The organism is Treponema sp. R8-4-B8, from assembly GCF_054786175.1.
In genome coordinates this window covers 42,340-62,219 of record NZ_BDHE01000124.1, presented here as the reverse complement: position 1 = coordinate 62,219, position 19,880 = coordinate 42,340, and the positions used below count along the sequence as shown (strand labels likewise).

Sequence of the window (19,880 nt, the reverse complement as noted above, 5' to 3'; positions counted from 1 at the left end):
CACCTCACTGGCCTAAATGACGCATAATTAGGCTTAAAACTAAACCGCTCGCGGCTACCGACGTTATCTGCCCGGAAACATTCGCGCTTACCGCGTGCATTAATAAGAAGTTTTCAGGATCTTCCTTTAACGCCATTTTTTGAATGACCCTGGCTGACATGGGAAACGCGGATATTCCCGTGGCCCCTATCATCGGGTTTATTTTTGTTTTTAAAAAAAGATTTAATACCTTGGCAAAAATTACGCCGCCAGCCGTGTTTACAACAAATGCAAATAATCCCAAAAATAAAATTTTTATCGTCTCCACCTGAATAAATTTTTCGGCTTTCAAGGTAAAGGCGACTGTTAGTCCCAATAAAAGTGTAATAATATTGGCAAGCGTTTTTTGCGCGGTCTCGGAAAGCGCGTTTAACACCGTACATTCCCTAATTAAATTGCCAAACATTAAAAAACCGATTAACGAAACCGCCACAGGAGAGATAATTCCCACGATTACCGTTACCAGTATCGGGAAAATAATTTTCATCGCTTTGGGAATTTCCTTTTCTTCTACGGGAGCCATGCGTATCATGCGTTCTTTTTTGGTGGTCAGCAGATTTATTGTTACAGGTTGAATTATCGGCACTAACGCCATGTAGGAAAAGGCCGTTACTAAAATAGGCCCGACATATTTTGATTTTAGTATTTGGGCGGCAAGGATTGTCGTAGGCCCGTCGGCGGCTCCTATTATTCCAATCGCCGCGGCGTCATTAAGATTAAATCCCATAAGCACGGAAAGCGTTATCGTGGCGAATATTCCAAAAGACGCCGCCGCTCCGAATAAAAAGAAAACAGGCCTTGAAAGCAGCGGAGAAAAATCAATCATCGCCCCTATTCCAATAAAAAGCAGAAGAGGCATTATTTCAGACGCCGCTATACCCGTCTCGTAAAGCCATTGAATAGGGCCTGTAACATTCCCTATTCCGGGCATAACCTGATTTATAGCGCCGCTAAGGGGCAGATTAACAAGAATCGCTCCAAAACCCATCGGTAAAAGCAGAGACGGCTCGTAATCTTTTCTAATTGCCAAATAAATCAATGTTACGCCGACAGCGTACATTACAAGGTGCTTCCATGTTATCAATACTAAATTATCAATTATAAATTCCATAATATCCTCTTAATTTTATAATTTCTTGTGGGCATGCAGTATATCCTTTTTTTTAAGGATAAACGGATATTCATCTGAAAAAATTTCTATTGTATCAGTTTTACAATATTCCATCAGTTCTAACGCGAATTTATTGGCGGCGGCCGCGCTTCTGCCGTCATTTTGTTCATCTTCGTAATGGAAAAACGCTGACCAGTGTCCTTCGTCTTTGATGGCGACTCCCCGGACAATAAACTCAAAATCTTCGTCGCTGATGCCCAAACTTTTAGCCCAATCTTCATGCGACGTGTAGTTTTTTCTAAACATAATTTTGTCGTCATAAATCATGAAAATAACTTTTTCAACGGCCATATTAAATAATATACCGCTTATTTATAAATATTGCAACTGTCAAATTTGTTCTCTTTCCTTTTTTTTCTCTTTATGTATAGTAAACGGTTCTTCGTCTGATAAAATTTCCAAAGAGCTGGTTTTGCAGTATTTCATAATTACAGGCGCGAATTTTCGCGCGGCCGCGGCGCACCGGCCGTCTTCCCTGTCATAGTTATAATAGAAAATAGCTCGCCATTTCCCTTCTGTTTTAGCGCATGTCCCGCGTACCATATTATTAAATTCATCATCGACAATGCCTAAACTTTTAGCCCAATCTTCGTGTTGTAAAAAAACCGAATAATCGCTAAACAATACTTTATCGTCGCGAATTAAAAACATAAATCCATCGTCAGACACTTTGCGCCCCAATTTATTTTGAGCATTTTTATCCATACGGAAAACATCAATATTATGAAAATAATATCAAAAACATTGTTTTTAGTCAACAATAATTATATAAAAATACAATTTTTTTATATGAAAATTGTTCGGAAACTGAGGTTTCTAAAAGACTCTAATGTTTATTAAGCATAGAAATTCGCGTCTCAGCCCAATGTAGAATTTTAGCGGATACTACCACATAACAAATAATAATTTTATAACAACTCAAAAATATTATTTATATTTTATTCATACATTATATAGCAAGGAGAAATGTTATGAAGAAAATTGTATTAACGGCATTATTAATCATAAGTGTAATGCTGGCGGTGTCCTGCAAATCCGCTCCAAAGGATATGGATGAGCAGTACAAGAATTTATATGATGCTAACACCGGACTTGATTTTACCGGCGCTGGCACATATACGGTAAAGAAAGGCGATACATTGTCGGAAATATCAAAGCACGCCTATAATGATGGTTATTATTACCCCATCATCATGCTCGCGTCACGCGGCGTAGTGATAAATCCTGACAAAATTCTGCCCGGTATGGAATTGACAATTCCCGATCTTGAAAGAAACAAAGCAAATCCTAACAGCAGAAAAACAATGAAAAACTGCCTTAACGGATTTGCCACTATCGAAAAAAACAAGGAAAACCCTAATAAAGGTTTAATTGACGGTTTTAGGAAACGCGCGGACGAACTTTAATTTGACGCGCGGTTGTTTCCTAAAATAATTTTAAAAGAACGGACGTTCTTTTCAGAAAAGGAACATATTCCTTATTCTTTATGAAGGAGAAAAATTATGAAGAAACTTATTGTATTACCTATTGTTTTAGTTCTGGCTGCGGGTCTTTGCTTTGCCCAAACTAACGCGTCAGCGTCTGAACTTCCGGAAATGGAGATATTTGATCTGGAAATTAGCGCCGGGTTTCCCGTCCATTGGACTAACGCCAAACATGGTCAGGATTTTTACTGGTTTAATCCCGGCTATGCCATGGAAGATAAATCGGTAACGGCTAATACCGCCATCGGTTTTTCCATGAACATAAATATTAACAGAAATGTAGGCATTAACCTTGATACTGACTTCTTTTATGGGGCAAAAATAGCGGGTTTTTCCAACCCAACGTCGGATTATATTTCCATGTTTGGGGCTAACATCTTTACAGGGCCGGTATTTTATCTGTACAACAGCAACTTCCTAAGGATCCCTCTGGCGGTTGGCGCTCACATGTATTACTTTAGCGATGACCTTTGGATGCCTAATCTTGTCGGTTATGATCCGCAGAATCCTACTTCGCAAAATACCGACGGATACTGGACGAATCGGAGAGACCTTCAGATAGGCCCCGGAATCACCCTGGGCGTCCAATTCCACTTTAGCGATAGCATTTATATCTTCAGCCGCACCAATATAGTCTTGGATCTTTTCCGATGGCATCAGGTAGATTACATAGCTGATGACGGAACCGGTTCCGGTACAAATGTCAATCAGACTAAATCTGAATCTGAATTTGTTATTAGCTGGGGAATTAAGCCTGTTATAGGTATTGGCATAAAATTCTAGTTTGAGTAATTATCGGGAATTGAAAGGGCGTTTTACCTTTTAGGCAGACGCCCTTTTTTCATTATTTAACTATATACATATATGCCGATAATAAAAGTACTCTATGAAAAAATGTATATTTATCTGTATTTTCATCAGAATTCTAAACCTTGGGCTGTATTCTCAGGATTTAACCATTTCTTCCGGGGATTTACTTTTAGAATTGAGGGCTGACGGCGGTTATCATTTATTTATAAGAAAGAAACCCGGCATCGCCTCGGTGCTTTTAACGGAATCAACAAGGGACCCTGCAATGCAAGCCGATAATTACGCGTACCGCGCCGGCGAGTGGAACGCCATTAACGGCGATGAAATACGAATCTTAAACGGCGTTCCGATTCCTAAGGAAAGTAAAATCTATTCTCTTGTGTCTTCTACGGTAGAAAACCACCCTGTTTTAGGGCAAGCCTTTCATATATATATTCCTTATAAACTTTATTACGGTTACGCGCCAAACCGCCACGGTGAAGTTTATTTAACCGATGGAACTTTCATGAATATTCGCGCTTTCTCCCTGCCCTATGCCGATTATCGCGGTGCTTTTAAAGACAACCCGTTTGTTCTTGAAGCAAAACAGGAACCGCCGACCGGCCCCCCTGAAGGAGAGTACACAAAAGAGACTGTTGAAGCGTTCACGGAAATCGCAAAATTCGGCAACGGAGATTTGATTTTATCACGCAGTCCTGACGATGTGGTAGACCTTATCAAAAACGAGCTTGAAAAAGAAAAAGGTAAAACGCTGGATATTGTCATTTGTATTGACACGACAAACAGCATGAAAAAATATATTGATCCCGTCCGCCTTAGGCTTATCCCAATGTTAAAAGAAATGCTAAGCGGTTTCCCGTCTTTCAGGATTGGCATGATTTTATATAAAGACTATAATGAATTATATTTGACAAAGGTAATTCCGTTTACAAATAATTTTACGCATTTTCAGCGCGACTTAAATTCCATACGCGTACATGGCGGCGGCGACATACCAGAAGCCGTATACGAAGCGTTATACGACAGTTCGACAAAATTTAACTGGGAAGCGCAATCCAGAATAATAATTTTAATAGGGGACGCGCCTCCTCATCCAAAACAACGTGGAAAAATTTCAAAAGAAATGGCGGAAAACGCCGCCAAAGAAAGAAATATAAAAATACACGCGATGATATTGCCATCAAAATAAAAAAACGGAGTTTAAAATGAATATTATTAACGCGATAATACTGGGTATTGTTCAAGGACTGACGGAATTCCTGCCCGTCAGCAGTTCGGGTCATCTTGTGCTTTTACAAAAAATATTTAAGATACAGGAACCTTCTTTGTTTTTTGACACGATGCTTCATGTTGGAACATTGCTCGCCGTTATGACTGTCCTATGGAAAGACATTTTTGAAATTTTAAAAAAACCCATTCAAAAACTGACGGGCTTCTTGATTTTAGCGACAATTCCCGCAGTAATCGCGGCTCTTCTTTTTAAAGACGCTATCGAAGAAATTTTTACTTCGGGGAAATTTTTAGGCTTTTGTTTTTTAATTACAACCGCACTTTTAGTTACAGCGGAATTGCTTTCAAGGCGAAATAAAAACGCGAATCCCGCCGCAGAACAGGACGAAACCGGCGCAAAGATGACTTGGCTTCACGCGTTATTTATCGGCGTAATGCAGGCGCTTGCCATTCCTCCGGGTATTTCGCGCTCAGGCGCGACAATTAGCGGTTCTCTCTTTTGCAAACTTGACCGAGGTTTTGCCGCGCGTTTTTCGTTTTTAATGTCCATTCCAGCCATTCTTGGCGCCGTTGTTATGCAAACTAAAGATTTGTTTAAAGGCGGCGCGGCGGACAGCATTAGTTTTGGGACTGCGGCTATTGTCGCCGGGACGATTACATCGGCGGTTGTCGGTTTTTTCGCGGTTAAATTTATGCTGAAGATTATTAAGGAGAAATCGCTTTTTGGGTTCGCTATTTATACTGGAGTGCTGGGAGCGCTTGTTTTAATTGATCAGATTTGGTTGCGCTTTTTCTTTTAGATGGTAGCGTTAAGATTTCTCACAAAGAACACAAAGGACGCTAAATAATAGCACGGCGAAGCCGGGTAGATGATTAATGCCACATAGCGTAGCACCAACAAATGCCGCTGTTTGTAATAAAGCAAGGGAACCTTTAGGTGACCGCCAGTGCGAACGAACATATGGCGAACCAAGAAAAGGATAAGGGGATATCCAAGAAATAAGAAAATAACCACGGAGTACACGGAGTTACACGGAGGAAGAGAATGTTTTCATACCAAAACTCCGTGAAACTCCGAATACTCCGTGGTTAATTCTTATAAAATTAACGCATATGCTAACTTACACTATGTTTTACTATTAATTAGCGTCCACAAGATCAAGGTAGAGACTGGCCCCGATTGAACCTTTGCTTGCGCTAGTTAAGACGCCTTTGACAGACAGTGAAGCGGTTTTACTCAACCTAATAACACTGTCTTGATTTGTATAGAATCTGCAGTACACATAGTCCCTAGATGCAAAATAAAAACTGGATTCGTTAGTTGTAAGATCCTGTGTCAATGTGACAACATACTTGTATGTAGTTCCATTGATTGGCTTTCCAAATTCTTTAACATCCGAAAGTTTTCCATCAATACCGAAAATAGAACCTTTTGCGTAGTTATTAATAAAATCTGAGAACTGCAAATCGGTAAAATTTTTCATTATTGAGTAAACAAACGTAATGTTAGCCATAGCCGCCTTTTGGTAATTGTCATATTTAGCAGGGTCATTGGCAATTTCAATCATTTTTGAAGAAAATTTTGCAGTTACGCCATCATAATCGTAAAAACCGAATGCTGTTAATTTAACCCATCTTCCATCTTTATCCTTTTGAATTAAATTTTCATAAGAATACTCCAATTCGCCCGCTTGGTTTTTCTTAATATTCAGTTCATATTGAAGCGGAGTCGTAAGCGCATAACCTGTTATACCAACTTTGTAAACATTATTGTAGAAATCTATTCCCAGATACGGCATATTAGGGTATAGTTCCGCCATTGCCCCATAAACTGCAGGGTACATCTCCTTTTCCTGTGGAAAAACATCTTTTACCGTCGCTTTTGACGCAGTAGCACCGCTGGCTAAACCTAATACAATAAAAACGATGAGAGCTCCTACCGCAATAATGTGCAGTGTACATTTTCCTTTCATACATATCTCCTTAAAATGAATTTTTTATATAGTAAGCCTTCTACGAAGGCTCCTATACACAAGAAAAATAAATCAAGCCAATCAAATGTTCCGGGGATTTTTTCCGATAACTGGCTTATCTCAAATGCAAATCCAATTCCATAGAAACACGTTATATAGACCGTCTGTTCTTTTGTTTTATAAAACCAGAGAAATCTTAAGAATAAAATTGCCGATACAAACCATAACATATCCGGAAGATGGTATTTTAAAAAGTCAGATGATATTGACGGCTTTAACGGTATTAATACGGTTTTAAGAAATTGATGATTTGGTATCCATGAAAAAAGAATAATATTATTTAAATCTCTAAATAAAAAATATATGACTATTCCTATAAAAAGGGTAAATAATGATAACAAACTATAAAACTCTCTAATTTTATTCATACACTTGCCTTGGGTATTTTTAAAGAAACTTTCTCATTCTTTATAAAATACCAGTTAATCATTACGTAATATATACTATATATTCCGATACGGATTTTGTCAATAGGTTAATCGTAGTGTTTAATAAAATAAATCTGCCAAAAGGTCATATAGGTATGGACGGAGAGGAATTAAAGTCTGCTTTAGGGCAAAATATCAAGAATTTAAGGGTTCTCAGGCAATATTCCCAAGCGGAATTAGCCGAAAAAGCTGATATTTCCATCATCTATTTAAGTAATATTGAAAGGGGGAAAAAGTTCCCAAAACCGGCTATTTTATCGCAAATAGCGGAAAGTCTTGACGTGGAAATTTACGAACTTTTTAAAACTAACCATATACCAGTAACTCAAAACGTCAATAAAAAATATATTAACCGCATCTCTAAAGATATTACCCAAAAAGTAATCCAAGCGATGGAAATTGGGTTTAAGAAATATATAAAATAAGGCAGAGATTTGGCGGAATTATAAATACCCACCTAAATTATTATCTTGAAATTATTTCTATTTTACCTTATTATTTATAAGTGAGAGTTTTCAAGAATACATGGTTTACTCGGTTTGCTGATAAAGAAGGTATCGCAGATGGCGAATTAAAAGAAATGGTAAACTATCTTGAAGCGGGACAGGCAGAAGCCGACCTCGGCGGTGGTGTGTACAAAGTACGAGTTGCAAGGTCTGGCGAAGGAAAATCGAGAGGGTATCGGGTAATTGTATTTTTTAAGAGCGAGGAACGGCTGTTCTATGTTTATGGTTTTTCCAAATCAGACAGAAGCAACATAGACCAAAAAGAAACAAGGGAGTACAAAGCACTGGCAAAAAAATATCTGAATTTATCCGATGAATTAATTGAGAAAGCAATACAATCGGGTAAATTTGTTGAAATTTAGGAGTTTATCATGGGGAAAAAATATTACAGTGAAGCGCTCAAAGCTGTTCACGAATCAGCTAAAGATTTATATGAAATAGGCGCTATTTCCGATAAAGAAATGAAGGAATTCGACGAAGGGTGCTTTGTCAAAGAACCTGATAAAAATTTTGAAACAGAAAAAACATTTGAAGTAAAACACGCTACGGCTTAAATTATTGAAAATTATGAATTGACTGCCGTTCACGGGTAAAGCTAAAATACAAATTCAGACCATAAGCCTAAATTTCATTTTCCCTTAAACTTCACCCTCAATATCCTCATACAATTAAGTATCGCCAATAAGCAGACTCCCACGTCGGCAAAAACAGCTTCCCACATTGAGGCAATTCCAAACGCGCCAAAAACAAGAAAAACAATTTTAACGCCTAACGAAAAAATAATGTTTTGCCTAACTATTTTACATGTAAATCGCGATATATCCACCGCCTGCGCCAACTTTGAAGGCTCGTCTGTCATCAGTACCACATCCGCGGCTTCGATTGCCGCGTCTGAGCCCAACGCGCCCATAGCGACGCCGATGTCCGCTATCGAAAGAACTGGCGCGTCGTTAATGCCGTCCCCTACAAAGGCAAGTTTGCTTTTCGCATTTTTCTTTTCTATTAATTTTTCCAATATTTCTACTTTTTCGTGCGGCAGTAACCCGCCGTAAAATTCATCTATTCCCAATTCAGAGGCGACATTTTGCGCGATGGACGGATTATCCCCCGTAAGCATTACCGTTTTTCGTACTCCCCTCTCTTTCAACGCCGATATTGCGTACCGGCTGTCGGGTTTAATCTCATCCGAAATAACGATAATTCCGGCAAATATCCCATTATACGCGATATAAACTTTTGTTCCCGGTTTATCACACTCATTAAACTTTATCCCCATTTTTTCCATCAGTTTTTGGTTACCCGCTAAAATGGTCTTTCCCTCTTTTACTACGCTTACTCCGTATCCTGAATATTCCGTATATTCTAAAAGATTTGATTTTTCCGCTTCTTTTCCGTATTCCTTCATGACAGATAACGCTATTGGGTGATTGGAAAACGATTCCGCGTTAGCCGTCAATTCAAGCAATTCGCCCTCGGTAAATCCCGCTTCAGGCTGAATTGACGTAACTTTAAAAACGCCTCGCGTTAATGTTCCGGTTTTATCAAACACTGCCGTATCAAGTTTGTTAAACGCTTCCAAAAAATTGCCGCCCTTAACTAATATGCCGTTTTTTGCGGCGGCTCCGATACCGGCGAAAAATCCCATTGGAACCGACAAGACTAAAGCGCACGGGCAGGAAATTACAAGGAAGACAAGGGCGCGGTGTATCCAAAGCGTCCACTCAGATGCAAAAATCAGCGGCGGCAGAACGGCAAGCAACACAGCAAGCATTACGACAACGGGCGTATAGTAACGGGCAAACCTTGTAATAAAGTTCTCTGTTTTCGCTTTTTTACTTGCCGCGTTCTCTACTAAATTAATTATTTTAGAGACGGTAGATTCGCCGAATGTTTTTGTAACTTCAATCGTTAATTTCCCGCTTAAATTAACGCTGCCGGATAAAACTTCGCTTTTTACCTCCGCTTTTTTTGGAACAGATTCACCCGTCAATGCGGACATATCAAGCATAGAAACCCCATCCGTAACAATGCCGTCTAAGGGAATTTTCTCGCCCGGTTTAACGATAATAAAGTCTCCTATACAAACGCTGTCAGGAGACGTTTTAATAATTTCGCCGTTCTTCAATAAATTAGCGTAATCAGGCCTTATGTCCATCAAACTTGTAATTGATTTTTTTGACTTAGCAACCGCCCTTTCCTGAAAATACTCGCCTATTTGATAAAACAGCATAACGCCCGCGGCTTCAGGATATTCGCCGATCGCGAACGCTCCTAGCGCGGCAACGCACATTAAAAAATTCTCGTCAAACACCTGTCCTTTAAACAAATTACCTAACGCCCTCAATATTATGTCAAATCCAAGCAAGAGATATGCCGCGGTTATAAGAGTAAAAAAAATATAACTATCCTGCAAAACTTTACTAAGGATAATTCCGGCAATTAAAATGACGGCTCCGGCAATCATTCTAATAATATTTTGTTTTTCATTAAGTTCAACGTTAAATTGTTTTTTCGCGGCAGGTTTGCAGTCATCAGCGCCACAACAGTTACACGCCATTTATTATTCCCCCTTTTTATAAAGCTAAAATACGACAGCAGGATATTCCCGTTGTTACTCCTTTATATGTTCAAATCCCTTCTCAAAAATATCTTTCACATGTTTGTCGGCAAGCGAATAAAAGACAATCTTGCCCTGTTTTTCATATTTAACAAGGTTTGACATCCGCAGTAATTTTAATTGATGGGAAACCGCTGATTTTGTCATGTCCAGCAAGAACGCCAAATCGCATACGCACATCTGTTTGCAGAAAAGCGCCCATAAAATCTTTAGGCGGGAATTATCAGAGAACATCTTATACAGATTCGCCAAATCATAAAAATCCTTATCCTTAGGCATTAACGCGCGAACCTGCTTTACTACCCCTTCATGGATAACGTCGCAATCGCATGTAAATTGATTATTCTTTTTCATTTTTACGCCCCCATCTTATCAAAATAACGCTTTAATGATTGAACACTTGTACAACTATTAAAATATATAAGATTTTAATATTCTTGTCAAGCTTTTTTATTATTTAAATGAATTTTTTAAGCAGATATTCGTTGTTCCAAATAACAAGATTTTAGCTAAAAACAGTTGAAAAATATAGTTTTTTATGATAAACCTTCATTTAGGATGGTTTATGGGACAGCAAATCATAGATTTTTGGGAAATTAATTCCGCCGTAATATTACCGCTTATTAAAAATTTAGCGGCGGCGGTGATTATTCTTATCCTCGGCTTGAATCTTTCCAAAGGGGCGCGCAAGCTGATACAAAAAGCCAATTTAAGGATGCCGCAAAGCGACGGGACGGCGCTTCCGCTTCTGCAAGCGGTTATCCACTACGGAATCATCATTATCTGCGTTATCATAATTCTCAATATTTTCGGGGTAAGCACGGCAAGCCTTATCACAGTCCTAGGAGCTGCGGGCGTGACAGTCGCTCTCGCGTTGAAAGACACTCTTGGAAATATCGCCTCCGGGATAGTCCTCATTTTTTTAGGAACTTTCCGCAAGGGGGAGTACGTTGAATTCGGCTTATTTAGCGGAACCGTAAAAGAGATAAATTTGTTCACCACGATTCTGGAAACCCCCGACGGCATTTTCATATCCGCTCCCAATTCCAGCATCTGGGGCAGCCCTTTAAAAAATTATTCCCGAAACGGAAAACGCCGCATGGAACTCTCAGTAGGCATAGCCTACTCAGATTCCGTTGACGCGGCTTTTCAGGTAATGCAGGGCATCATCGACGCGGAAAGCCGTTTCTTAAAAGACCCCGCCCCCGAAATTTTCCTGCAATCCCTTGAAGACAATTCAGTAAAAATCACAATCCGCGCCTGGGCGACAAATCAAGATTACTGGAATATCTACTGGAAAATGAATAAAATAATCAAATCAAACATTGAAGAAGCCGGCCTGCACATCCCGTTTCCGCAGCGCGATGTTCACATTATACCTAATACACCATAGCCGCTAAAACCGCGTCTATCCACTTGCTCGCTTCAGCGAAATGAAGCGGCCTTACTGACAAAAATTCCATCAGCGATTCGCGGTAGTTTCCCGTGTAGTACAGCGTCTGCCCTAAATAAAAACGGGCGCGGGCTTCTATGTCTCTTGAACGCGGCAGTGATAAATAGCGCTGTAAACTGATCTTGGCTTCTTCCCACTTAAATGTTACAAAGTACTCGGTAATTATTTGAAATAAAGCCGATTCCTCGCCGCCTGTGGGAGCGACCAAATCTACCGAAAAAACACGCGGCCTTTTTAAGTTTATAGGAGCCTTGGAAGGCATTTTTGTATCACGCAGTATATTTGAGGACGTTACGCTTAGAGGAATCTGATCGGGGATCTCCGTCATGAAATAACTGTCAGGGACAGTGTTGCGTAACGTAAGGACAGGCAGGGGAATCGGGCGCAAGGTACGCTCCGTAGGCTGTTCGCTTGTTACGGTAACAGGCGTTACGGTCGCGTTTACTCCCGGCTTAATTCCCATGTTGCCGCTCGCTATTTCATCTTCATAAATTACGGCGTAATACCACGTAAGTCCCGGAACTGGAACGGGATAATCAACAAAGGGGGAATCTATTCCCGACTGTACAAGAACGGCGTTGAGCAAGTCTTGGGAGCGGGTTATTGGCTGCATACTGCGGTAGAGGATCGCGTTTCTGCGCTGGCCTTCCCTGTTAAAAGTGATAATTACCCTTTCACCGTCCTGGCTTGCCTTTAAATTGGAAATACCCTGAACCGGTTCTGTTGCGGCTGAAGGAGTTTCAGGCGCGGCGGCAGTTTCTTCCTGAGACTGGACGGGATTAAGGCTCGTACTGTTTATTCTGGGAAGAATAATGTCGTAACGCTGGCCGGAAGTATCGCTTGCCGCGACATAGTAATAAAGGTTTTCCATGTCATCGGCGTCGTCAATATAATACTGCTCCCCGTATCTAACAATTACAGGCTTGATATTCGCGGGGATAGAACCTGTGAACGGGCGCGCGGAGCGGAACACGTAAACCGGACCGCGAGCGTCGGGGGAATCTACCCATGTAAGCCTTATCAGATTATTTCTGGATTCGACCTTTAACTGCGTTACATAGGGGGTATGATCCCTGCTTTGGGCGAAAATACCGGCACTAACCGTCAGAAACAGGGTAAAAATACTCAGAAAAAACCTTTTTTTCATCTATTTATATTTTAATCCTCATATTGCAATCTGTAAAGACCTGAGTAAATTCCATCTTTAATGATAAGCTCCTCATGACTGCCCTGCTCTACCAGACGGCCGCCTGACAGAACAAAAATACAATCCGCGTCCCTAATCGTAGAAAGCCTGTGGGCGATGACAAACGAAGTTCTTCCGGCTAATACCCTCTTTATCCCAAGCTGAATCAATCTTTCCGTTTCGGTATCAATAGAGCTTGTCGCCTCATCAAGAATTACTACGCGCGGGTTATGGGCGATTACGCGGGCGAAACTTATTAACTGCCTTTGGCCGGTGGAAATATTCGCGGCTTTTTCTGAAAGCTCAGTCTTATAGCCGTCGGGCAGAGCGGAAATAAATTCATGCGCGTGAACTGTTTTCGCCGCCTCAATTATTTCTTCCTGTGAAAGATCAAGCCCAAGACTGATGTTCTCCTCTATCGTGCCGGAAAATAAAGTTACGTCCTGAGTGACGGGCATTATGCAGCGGCGTAAATTATCAAGAGGGATATTTTTAATCGGCACGCCGTCAAGACGGATTTCACCGCCGTCAATGTCCCACAGGCGGGCAAGAACATTGATGATGGTGGTTTTACCCGCGCCCGTATACCCGACTATCGCCGCCATTTCCCCCGGCTTTACGGAAAATGTCAGCCCCTTTAAAACGTCTTCTCCCGCCTTGTACGCAAAATGCACATTGTCAAATTCAATATGGCCGCGGGCGGCCGTTATTTCCACAGTTCCGTTATCGGGGATTTGCTCATCCGTGTCCATCAGCTTAAAAACTTTTTCCCCGCCAGCCATAGCCGATTGAAGCATTGTGTATTTTTCGGCAATGTCGGTTACAGGTTGAAAAAACATTTGAACAAGATTGATAAAAGCGATTAACGCTCCAAGAGATATCGAGGACGAGAGCGCCATTTTCGCGCCGACTACAATAACGACCGCCATTGTCAACGTGGAAAGCCATTCGACTATCGGCCTGAACGTGGCGAACACGTACATCTCTCCAAGATTCGCGTCAAGAAACTCCTGATTGCCCTCTTTAAATTCTTTTAAACTTTTTTTCTCCTGCCTGAAAAGCTGCACCACCTGCATTCCGGCAAGCCTTTCGGCAAGATACGCGTACACTTTGGAAGACGCGGTTCTTTGCCTTCTGAACGCGTCACGCGCTTTTACCCTGCTTATTAAAGTTACAACAAGCACGGGCGGCAGAGTGATAAGAACGACAACTGCCATATGCGGCAAAAGCACGAACATGGTCGCGACAGCCCCGATCATTATCGCAATATCTTTTAAAAAAGCGACAAGCACGGTTGTAAAAAACTCGTCCATTGTTTGCACGTCGCTTGTCAATCGCGTAACGATTCTTCCGACTGGGTGGCGCGAAAGATAGCCCGTTGACTGGGAGAGAGTTTTTTTAAAAAGAGAAAGACGCATGTCTTTCATTACGCCCTGAGTCATCAGGTTTGAAGTCCATGTTTGCAAAAAAGTAAAACCAAAAACAAAGACCAGTATTATCAAATAAAGAACGCACCCGTGGACAAGAAAGGGAATATTTTTTTTAAGTATGGCTTCGTCAATAATCTTCTGGAGTAAAACGGGAATATATAGTTCTCCAAGAGTCGATATAACAAGCGCGGCAAGAGTGACGATTACGATTTTTTTGTATGGTTTTAAATACGACATAATACGCCTCACAAGGCGGCTGTCGTATTCTTTTGTTATATTGTCAGTTTCAAAATAACTGTCAGTCATTTGTTCCCGCCCGAGACTCCAGTTTTTGAAAAGCCGCCATCCTGCTGTAGAAGCCGCCCTCCGTTACAAGCCGCGACGGGCTTCCGTACTCAAGAACTTTTCCCTTATCCAAAACAAGCACATTATCAGCGTATTTAAGGGAGGAAACCCTGTGCGAAATAATAATTGTCGTCTTTCCCTTTCTTTCCCTTCTTAAAGCCTCCAGTATTTTTAACTCTGTTTCGTTATCAACCGCGGACAGGGAATCGTCTAAAATAAGGAATTCGCTGTCCATGATGGCGGCTCTTGCGATTGCAGTCCTTTGCTTCTGGCCTCCTGAGAGCGTTAAACCGCGCTCACCTACAAGCGTATTTTTTCCGTCGCGGAAAAATCCCAAATCTTTGTTTAAAGAAGCAAAGGAAACAGCGTTGTCAACCGCCGCATCTTTTTCGTTAGGCGTTTGAAATTGGCTGTCGTCCAAACCGTAGGCGATGTTATTCGCTATTGTGTCAGAAAAAAGATAGCTGTCCTGGGGGCTTACCGCGAAAAGTTTTCGCAATTCTTCCAAAGGCCAATCAAGCGCGTCAATGCCGAAAATTTTTACGCTGCCACGAGGCGGATCTATCATCCGCGTAAATGTTTTTATCAGCGTCGTCTTTCCCGACCCTGTTCTCCCCATGATTCCAAGCCACTGACCGCGCTCAATTTTTAAATTAATTTCTTTTAAGACAGTCTCTTCTTCACGGTACGAAAATTCAAGGTTTTTGATTTCTAGGGCGGGAACCCCTTGCGTACTTTGCGCGGTTGAGGTATTTTCACCGTCGCGGATAGAGGGCGTTGTGTTTAACACTTCGTTTATTCTTCCAAGACTGACGGCGCCGCGCTGGATCACGTTTACCATAAAGCCAGCCCCCATCAGCGGCCATATCAGCATGGACAAATATCTGAACATGGCGACAAGGCTTCCTGGAGTCATTAAACCGTTTATTACGCGCAGGCCGCCGATACCGAGCATGATTAAAACCGTAAACCCGGAAAGAAGACTGATAAAAGGAAAAAAGAAACCAAACAGGCGCACAAGCTCCATGTTCGCTTTTTGGTAGTCTTCATTTGAATCCGCGAATTTTTTAATGAACCACCATTCTTTAACAAAGGACTTTATCACGCTGATGCCGGCGAAAGTTTCCTGCGCGTTATCGCTCACTTTTGAATATGATCTCTGAACGGCTAAGAATTTTTTGCCTACCATGCTTCCAAAAAGAAGAATCAATACCGTAACTAAGGGCAAAGGGATTATTGAAACAAGGGCTGAACGAGCGTCTTGGATAAAAATGATTATTAATATGGAAGTCGCCATAAAAACAAAATCAAATAGGGCGACAATCCCCATTCCAATTGACATCCTAACCGCGTGAAGATCGTTTATCGCCTTCGCCATTAAGTCACCGATTTTATTTTTCTGATAAAAGTCCCAAGAGAGTTTTTGAAGATGTTCGTATAACGCTTCGCGCAATTCGGTTTCTATGCGCCTTGAAGATCCGTTGATAAAATAGCGCCATAAAAATCGGCCTAACGAGACAACCGCCATTATGGCGACCATCCACAGAGAAAGAATAAATATTCTACGCCACTGGAAATTACCGCTGGAAATAAGGTCTATTACGACGCGGATAAATTGCGGAATAGCTATCTGCGCCGCGTCTACGATTATAAGGAAAATAACGCCTGTAATATATTGCGCTTTATAACGCGATAGATACGGAAGAAGCGCCTTGTATTCCTTCAAAGAGATATTGGGACGGCTCATGGTCTCTTTTTAGCTTCTTCTTGCTTCTTATGATCTGTCTCAAGTTTGGCTGACCAGATTGCCAATTTCTTTTTTATTTCATTAGCTTCTTCACTTTCGGCAAGAACAATGTGCAAACGGCGTAACGCGCCAAGGAAGTTTATACCCGTTTTAAAATCAAGAATTTGCCCCGTAGAAAGTTCGTATTTTTCACGGTAACGGTCAGCCGCCTGCGCTATAAGTTTTTTTACTAATCTAAGATGATACACGGTGGAATCATAATATTCCGCGCCGGGAGCAGTGTTCTCGTAAACATTTTTTAAATTAATTATATTTTTCGCGGTTACGGCAAAACGGCCTTCAATATCGACAAATGTCCATCTCCATTTTGAATTGTCGCCGTAAGCCTGCTCAAGCATATCAATAGCAAGCCCCATTTTACAAATTAGGTTATATCTTTGATCCTGATTAAAAGATTCTATCATTGAAAGTTTTTCCTCATAATCGGAGAAGGGGGCGTCTATTAAATTAGTGACTACTTCTTCAAGGTAAATTACCGCCTTGTAAAGCGATTTTCTCGCGTCGTTTAAAGCTTCTTCATTTTTATTTTTTAAGACAGTTTGTGACATTCCGTTTATAACGATATAATATGAAGACAAATTTAGCATCTCGTCGCAAAGGGCAAGTTTTTGTATGGGTGAATTTGACGTGTTCTTTCTCGCTTCCACAAGAAGTTTTTTTTCAGTATCCAATAACGCCCGCGTCATTGCCACATAAATTTTTACTTTATCGTAGTATATCGACTTTTCCTGGTCGGTAATCTTCGCCATCAACCGCTCCGTTTTCCGTATTTACGAATCAAATCGTCAGCATGGGCGATTGCGGCTTCTCCCGCGTCCCCAGCCAACATCCTGGCAATCTCCTTTTTCCGTCCTTCGGCGCTTAATGGCCCGATTCCGGTGTAGGTTCTGCCCCCTTCGGTTCTTTTTTCTACCTTAAAATGATTATCGGCGCGAACAGCGATACTCGCTAGATGTGTTACGCAAAAAATTTGCTTAAATTCGCCGATTTTTGTCAGATATTCGCCGACTTTCAGGGCGACTTCCCCGCCAATGCCTGTATCTATCTCGTCAAATACGAGGGTTTCAACGCTTTCCGTCTCATCGCGCCGCGTATCGGACAAAAGGGCGGTTTTAATCGCCAACATTACCCTTGAAAGTTCCCCGCCGGAGGCAATTTTCGCGAGGTCTTTAAGCGGCTCGCCGGTATTCGCAGAAATTAAAAAGTCGATGTCTTCTGTTCCATAAGGCCCGTAAGAAGTCTGCCCTTCATTTTTCCTCGGTAAAACCGCCGCCTGAAAACGCGCGTTAGGCATTCCGAGGTTTTTTAAAATCTCCGTTATTAGTTGGCTTAATTTTATCGCGGCGGCCGTCCGTTTTTCTTTTAAAATTTGCGCCTTTGAAACAATCGCTTTTTCCAAAACGCCAATCGCCTCTTTTAACTTGCCCCTGTTTTCTTCCGCCCCGCTGAGGGCTTCTATCTCCGCCTGCGCGGTTGTTTTGTACAACAGTATCGCTTCTTCTTCATTCCCCGTCTGGCTGTCTTTGGCGTACTTCTTTTTTAATTTATTTAAAAACGCAAGACGTTCATTTACTTCATCCAGCCTTTGCGGATCAAAAGCGAGGCTCTCTTTATAAGAGCGGAATTCCCCGGCGATATCCTCCGCTTCATAGTACAGGTTTTCAAACCTTCTGTTTATTTCCCCAAGAGACGAATCAACAGCGGACGCGCCGTCAAGGGCGTTTTTCGCCCTTCGCGTAAGGCTTAACGCCGACTGCTCTCCCTCCATAAAACAGGAGGCCGCGGTATTGATAAAGCCCGCCAATTTTTCAAAGTCCGATAATTTTTGCGCTTCGTTTTCCAGTTCTCGAAACTCCCCCGTGTGAATAGCGGCTTTGGTAATCTCGTCCACCGCGTAATTTAAAATTTCAAGCCTGTCTTCCCTCTCGCGCTCGCTCTTTAGGGAAGCTTCCATAGTTTTGCGCTTGTCTGTCAGTTCCACAAAAAGCGCGGAAAATTCTTTAACATCGTTCTCAATTCCCGCAAAACTGTCCAAATAGCGGCGGTGGCTGTCCTTGCGAAGGAGGGACTCGTGGTTATGCTGACCGTGAAGATCGAATAACAGCCCCATGAACTCCGATAAATCCTGCCGCGTTACGGGAACATTTTGAATAAAAACAGAACCCCTGCCCGACGTTTTAATGCTTCTGCGCGCTATAACTGTGTCTTCTTCACATTCAATATCGCGCGCTTTTAGCCATTCATTCGCGTCGGCGTTATTCTTGCTTACTGATATTACTGCGGAAACTGCGGCTTCTTCGCATCCTGAGCGGATAACGTCAGTCTCCGCCTTCGCGCCCATTAAAAAACTTAAAGAGCCGACAATGATAGATTTGCCCGCTCCCGTTTCACCGGTAAGAACGTTAAAGCCGCGGCGGAAAGAAAGCGTAATGGAATCAATAAGAGCGTAATTTCTAATAGAAAGCTCTTCAAGCATTCGCGTCCCCTGACCAGAAAAGTTTCGTTCTTAACGCCTGATAATAAATCGATTGCCCGTTAAATATCAATTCAGCGCCAAAGGCGGCCTGCTTAATATGAACTTTATCTTTACATTCAAGGGGGAAGGTGTCCTGCCCGTCTACCATTAATATTACGCCCGATCTTTGCTCTTCGGCTACTGTTATTGTAAGCGTTTTGCGCGAATTAAGAACAAACGGCCTGTTTGTAAGGGGAAACGGGCAGATTGGGTTAAGTATCAGCGCTTCCATTTCCGGGTCTAAAATAGGCCCGCCCGCCGACATGGAATAGGCGGTTGAGCCTGTGGGAGTCGCGACAATCAGCCCGTCGCACCTGTAAGAGACCAACTGTGCACCTGTTACATGCGCGTTAAGTTTAATAAGTTTCGCTATCTCCTTGTAGGAAACAACGGCGTCGTTAAGGCAGAAATAATTTTTTATTATTTTAGAATCGCGCTCAACGGAAATTTCCATCATGCATCTGCGATTGGGGGCAATCTCTCCCTTTTCCCATCTTAAAAAAACGTCAAGCCAGTCATTTTTATTTACTTCCGCGATAAAGCCAAGCGTCCCAAGATTGATCGGCATAATAGGCACTCCCAACGGGGCGACGCTTCGCGCCGTATACAGAACAGTACCGTCCCCGCCGAGAGAAAAAGCTATGTCCCACTTGTCATTCGGAAGCGGGGATCCTTCTTCTGACAGGCTTGTAGATTTGTCCTTAATGTGAAATACGGTAACTTCCGCCTTGAGTTTTTCCAATTCAGTTTTTATTTCATCCGCGGCTAATACCGTGTTTTTTTTGACGACATTTACAAATAGAATTACCTTTTTACCCATAACAAG

At 41.8% G+C, this 19,880-nt stretch carries 21 protein-coding genes; 8 read left to right on the top strand and 13 right to left on the bottom strand.

What is annotated here, in order from left to right; translation table 11 throughout:
• Positions 1–4: 4 nt before the first annotated feature.
• Genes ACYVRA_RS07015 through ACYVRA_RS07005 form a run of 3 tightly spaced genes read right to left on the bottom strand, consistent with a single transcriptional unit; the run spans position 5 to position 1,915 of the window.
• Positions 5–1,150, bottom strand: coding sequence for a sodium ion-translocating decarboxylase subunit beta (locus ACYVRA_RS07015; RefSeq protein WP_461252032.1), 1,146 nt, complete (start codon positions 1,148–1,150; stop codon positions 5–7).
• Positions 1,151–1,165: 15 nt separating this feature from the next.
• Positions 1,166–1,501, bottom strand: a complete 336-nt coding sequence (locus tag ACYVRA_RS07010) for a hypothetical protein (protein ID WP_461252031.1) — start codon at positions 1,499–1,501, stop codon at positions 1,166–1,168.
• A 39-nt stretch (positions 1,502–1,540) separates the two neighbouring features.
• A complete protein-coding gene (locus tag ACYVRA_RS07005) occupies positions 1,541–1,915 on the bottom strand; it encodes a hypothetical protein (RefSeq protein WP_461252030.1) in 375 nt (124 codons plus the stop codon).
• Positions 1,916–2,181: 266 nt separating this feature from the next.
• On the opposite strand from ACYVRA_RS07005, the gene ACYVRA_RS07000 reads away from it, so the two are divergent.
• From ACYVRA_RS07000 to ACYVRA_RS06985, 4 genes are all read left to right on the top strand, one after another.
• A complete protein-coding gene (locus tag ACYVRA_RS07000; protein WP_461252029.1) occupies positions 2,182–2,616 on the top strand; it encodes a LysM peptidoglycan-binding domain-containing protein in 435 nt (144 codons plus the stop codon).
• Positions 2,617–2,712: 96 nt separating this feature from the next.
• Entirely contained in the window at positions 2,713–3,477 is a 765-nt protein-coding gene (locus ACYVRA_RS06995; protein WP_461252028.1) for a hypothetical protein, read from the top strand.
• Positions 3,478–3,580: 103 nt separating this feature from the next.
• Entirely contained in the window at positions 3,581–4,693 is a 1,113-nt protein-coding gene (locus ACYVRA_RS06990; protein ID WP_461252027.1) for a vWA domain-containing protein, read from the top strand.
• A 16-nt stretch (positions 4,694–4,709) separates the two neighbouring features.
• Positions 4,710–5,534 carry an undecaprenyl-diphosphate phosphatase gene (locus tag ACYVRA_RS06985; RefSeq protein WP_461252026.1) on the top strand — a complete coding sequence of 275 codons (825 nt, stop codon included), beginning with the start codon at positions 4,710–4,712 and terminating at the stop codon, positions 5,532–5,534.
• Positions 5,535–5,873: 339 nt separating this feature from the next.
• Here the strand turns inward: ACYVRA_RS06985 and ACYVRA_RS06980 are convergent, their stop codons facing one another.
• Together ACYVRA_RS06980 and ACYVRA_RS06975 are read right to left on the bottom strand one after the other, a co-directional pair.
• A complete protein-coding gene (locus ACYVRA_RS06980) occupies positions 5,874–6,707 on the bottom strand; it encodes a hypothetical protein (protein WP_461252025.1) in 834 nt (277 codons plus the stop codon).
• Complete coding sequence (locus ACYVRA_RS06975; protein ID WP_461252024.1) at positions 6,704–7,135, bottom strand: hypothetical protein; 432 nt, start codon at positions 7,133–7,135, stop codon at positions 6,704–6,706. The genes ACYVRA_RS06980 and ACYVRA_RS06975 overlap by 4 nt, the downstream gene beginning before the upstream one ends.
• A 116-nt stretch (positions 7,136–7,251) precedes the next feature.
• Between ACYVRA_RS06975 and ACYVRA_RS06970 the strand changes: the two genes are divergently transcribed.
• The 3 genes from ACYVRA_RS06970 (at position 7,252) to ACYVRA_RS06960 (ending at position 8,255) form a co-directional block, all read left to right on the top strand.
• Complete coding sequence (locus ACYVRA_RS06970; protein WP_461252023.1) at positions 7,252–7,620, top strand: helix-turn-helix domain-containing protein; 369 nt, start codon at positions 7,252–7,254, stop codon at positions 7,618–7,620.
• An 80-nt stretch (positions 7,621–7,700) separates the two neighbouring features.
• Positions 7,701–8,063, top strand: coding sequence for a type II toxin-antitoxin system RelE/ParE family toxin (locus ACYVRA_RS06965; protein ID WP_461252022.1), 363 nt, complete (start codon positions 7,701–7,703; stop codon positions 8,061–8,063).
• A 9-nt stretch (positions 8,064–8,072) separates the two neighbouring features.
• Positions 8,073–8,255, top strand: a complete 183-nt coding sequence (locus ACYVRA_RS06960; RefSeq protein WP_461252021.1) for a hypothetical protein — start codon at positions 8,073–8,075, stop codon at positions 8,253–8,255.
• A 74-nt stretch (positions 8,256–8,329) separates the two neighbouring features.
• On the opposite strand, the gene ACYVRA_RS06955 is transcribed toward ACYVRA_RS06960, so the two are convergent.
• Positions 8,330–10,258, bottom strand: a complete 1,929-nt coding sequence (locus tag ACYVRA_RS06955; protein ID WP_461252020.1) for a heavy metal translocating P-type ATPase — start codon at positions 10,256–10,258, stop codon at positions 8,330–8,332.
• Between the two features lie 54 nt (positions 10,259–10,312).
• On the bottom strand, positions 10,313–10,672 hold the full coding sequence (locus tag ACYVRA_RS06950) for an ArsR/SmtB family transcription factor (RefSeq protein ID WP_461252019.1): 360 nt from the start codon (positions 10,670–10,672) through the stop codon (positions 10,313–10,315).
• Positions 10,673–10,883: 211 nt separating this feature from the next.
• Here ACYVRA_RS06950 and ACYVRA_RS06945 point away from each other — a divergent pair, with 211 nt between their 5' ends.
• Positions 10,884–11,711, top strand: coding sequence for a mechanosensitive ion channel family protein (locus ACYVRA_RS06945; protein ID WP_461252018.1), 828 nt, complete (start codon positions 10,884–10,886; stop codon positions 11,709–11,711).
• Here the strand turns inward: ACYVRA_RS06945 and ACYVRA_RS06940 are convergent.
• Genes ACYVRA_RS06940 through ACYVRA_RS06915 form a run of 6 tightly spaced genes read right to left on the bottom strand, consistent with a single transcriptional unit; the run spans position 11,698 to position 19,874 of the window.
• On the bottom strand, positions 11,698–12,918 hold the full coding sequence (locus ACYVRA_RS06940; RefSeq protein ID WP_461252017.1) for a tetratricopeptide repeat protein: 1,221 nt from the start codon (positions 12,916–12,918) through the stop codon (positions 11,698–11,700). The genes ACYVRA_RS06945 and ACYVRA_RS06940 overlap by 14 nt on opposite strands.
• Positions 12,919–12,929: 11 nt before the next feature.
• The gene (locus ACYVRA_RS06935) at positions 12,930–14,693 is read right to left on the bottom strand and encodes an ABC transporter ATP-binding protein (protein ID WP_461252016.1); all 1,764 of its coding nucleotides are present in this window, start codon (positions 14,691–14,693) and stop codon (positions 12,930–12,932) included.
• On the bottom strand, positions 14,686–16,479 hold the full coding sequence (locus tag ACYVRA_RS06930) for an ABC transporter ATP-binding protein (protein WP_461252015.1): 1,794 nt from the start codon (positions 16,477–16,479) through the stop codon (positions 14,686–14,688). Before ACYVRA_RS06930 ends, ACYVRA_RS06935 begins: the two co-directional genes overlap by 8 nt.
• Complete coding sequence (locus ACYVRA_RS06925) at positions 16,476–17,288, bottom strand: hypothetical protein (protein ID WP_461252014.1); 813 nt, start codon at positions 17,286–17,288, stop codon at positions 16,476–16,478. The genes ACYVRA_RS06930 and ACYVRA_RS06925 overlap by 4 nt, the downstream gene beginning before the upstream one ends.
• Positions 17,288–19,015 (bottom strand): DNA repair protein RecN, encoded by a 1,728-nt coding sequence (recN, locus tag ACYVRA_RS06920; protein WP_461252013.1) that lies wholly within the window; start codon positions 19,013–19,015, stop codon positions 17,288–17,290. Before recN ends, ACYVRA_RS06925 begins: the two co-directional genes overlap by 1 nt.
• Positions 19,008–19,874, bottom strand: coding sequence for an NAD(+)/NADH kinase (locus tag ACYVRA_RS06915; protein ID WP_461252012.1), 867 nt, complete (start codon positions 19,872–19,874; stop codon positions 19,008–19,010). Before ACYVRA_RS06915 ends, recN begins: the two co-directional genes overlap by 8 nt.
• Positions 19,875–19,880 lie beyond the last annotated feature (6 nt).

Coding starts and splice junctions, on each gene's coding strand:
- ACYVRA_RS07015 (WP_461252032.1), bottom strand. CDS start 1,150: ATGGAATTTATAATTGATAATTTAGTATTGATAACATGGAAGCACCTT.
- ACYVRA_RS07010 (WP_461252031.1), bottom strand. CDS start 1,501: ATGGCCGTTGAAAAAGTTATTTTCATGATTTATGACGACAAAATTATG.
- ACYVRA_RS07005 (WP_461252030.1), bottom strand. CDS start 1,915: ATGGATAAAAATGCTCAAAATAAATTGGGGCGCAAAGTGTCTGACGAT.
- ACYVRA_RS07000 (WP_461252029.1), top strand. CDS start 2,182: ATGAAGAAAATTGTATTAACGGCATTATTAATCATAAGTGTAATGCTG.
- ACYVRA_RS06995 (WP_461252028.1), top strand. CDS start 2,713: ATGAAGAAACTTATTGTATTACCTATTGTTTTAGTTCTGGCTGCGGGT.
- ACYVRA_RS06990 (WP_461252027.1), top strand. CDS start 3,581: ATGAAAAAATGTATATTTATCTGTATTTTCATCAGAATTCTAAACCTT.
- ACYVRA_RS06985 (WP_461252026.1), top strand. CDS start 4,710: ATGAATATTATTAACGCGATAATACTGGGTATTGTTCAAGGACTGACG.
- ACYVRA_RS06980 (WP_461252025.1), bottom strand. CDS start 6,707: ATGAAAGGAAAATGTACACTGCACATTATTGCGGTAGGAGCTCTCATC.
- ACYVRA_RS06975 (WP_461252024.1), bottom strand. CDS start 7,135: ATGAATAAAATTAGAGAGTTTTATAGTTTGTTATCATTATTTACCCTT.
- ACYVRA_RS06960 (WP_461252021.1), top strand. CDS start 8,073: ATGGGGAAAAAATATTACAGTGAAGCGCTCAAAGCTGTTCACGAATCA.
- ACYVRA_RS06955 (WP_461252020.1), bottom strand. CDS start 10,258: ATGGCGTGTAACTGTTGTGGCGCTGATGACTGCAAACCTGCCGCGAAA.
- ACYVRA_RS06950 (WP_461252019.1), bottom strand. CDS start 10,672: ATGAAAAAGAATAATCAATTTACATGCGATTGCGACGTTATCCATGAA.
- ACYVRA_RS06945 (WP_461252018.1), top strand. CDS start 10,884: ATGGGACAGCAAATCATAGATTTTTGGGAAATTAATTCCGCCGTAATA.
- ACYVRA_RS06940 (WP_461252017.1), bottom strand. CDS start 12,918: ATGAAAAAAAGGTTTTTTCTGAGTATTTTTACCCTGTTTCTGACGGTT.
- ACYVRA_RS06935 (WP_461252016.1), bottom strand. CDS start 14,693: ATGACTGACAGTTATTTTGAAACTGACAATATAACAAAAGAATACGAC.
- ACYVRA_RS06930 (WP_461252015.1), bottom strand. CDS start 16,479: ATGAGCCGTCCCAATATCTCTTTGAAGGAATACAAGGCGCTTCTTCCG.
- ACYVRA_RS06925 (WP_461252014.1), bottom strand. CDS start 17,288: ATGGCGAAGATTACCGACCAGGAAAAGTCGATATACTACGATAAAGTA.
- recN (WP_461252013.1), bottom strand. CDS start 19,015: ATGCTTGAAGAGCTTTCTATTAGAAATTACGCTCTTATTGATTCCATT.
- ACYVRA_RS06915 (WP_461252012.1), bottom strand. CDS start 19,874: ATGGGTAAAAAGGTAATTCTATTTGTAAATGTCGTCAAAAAAAACACG.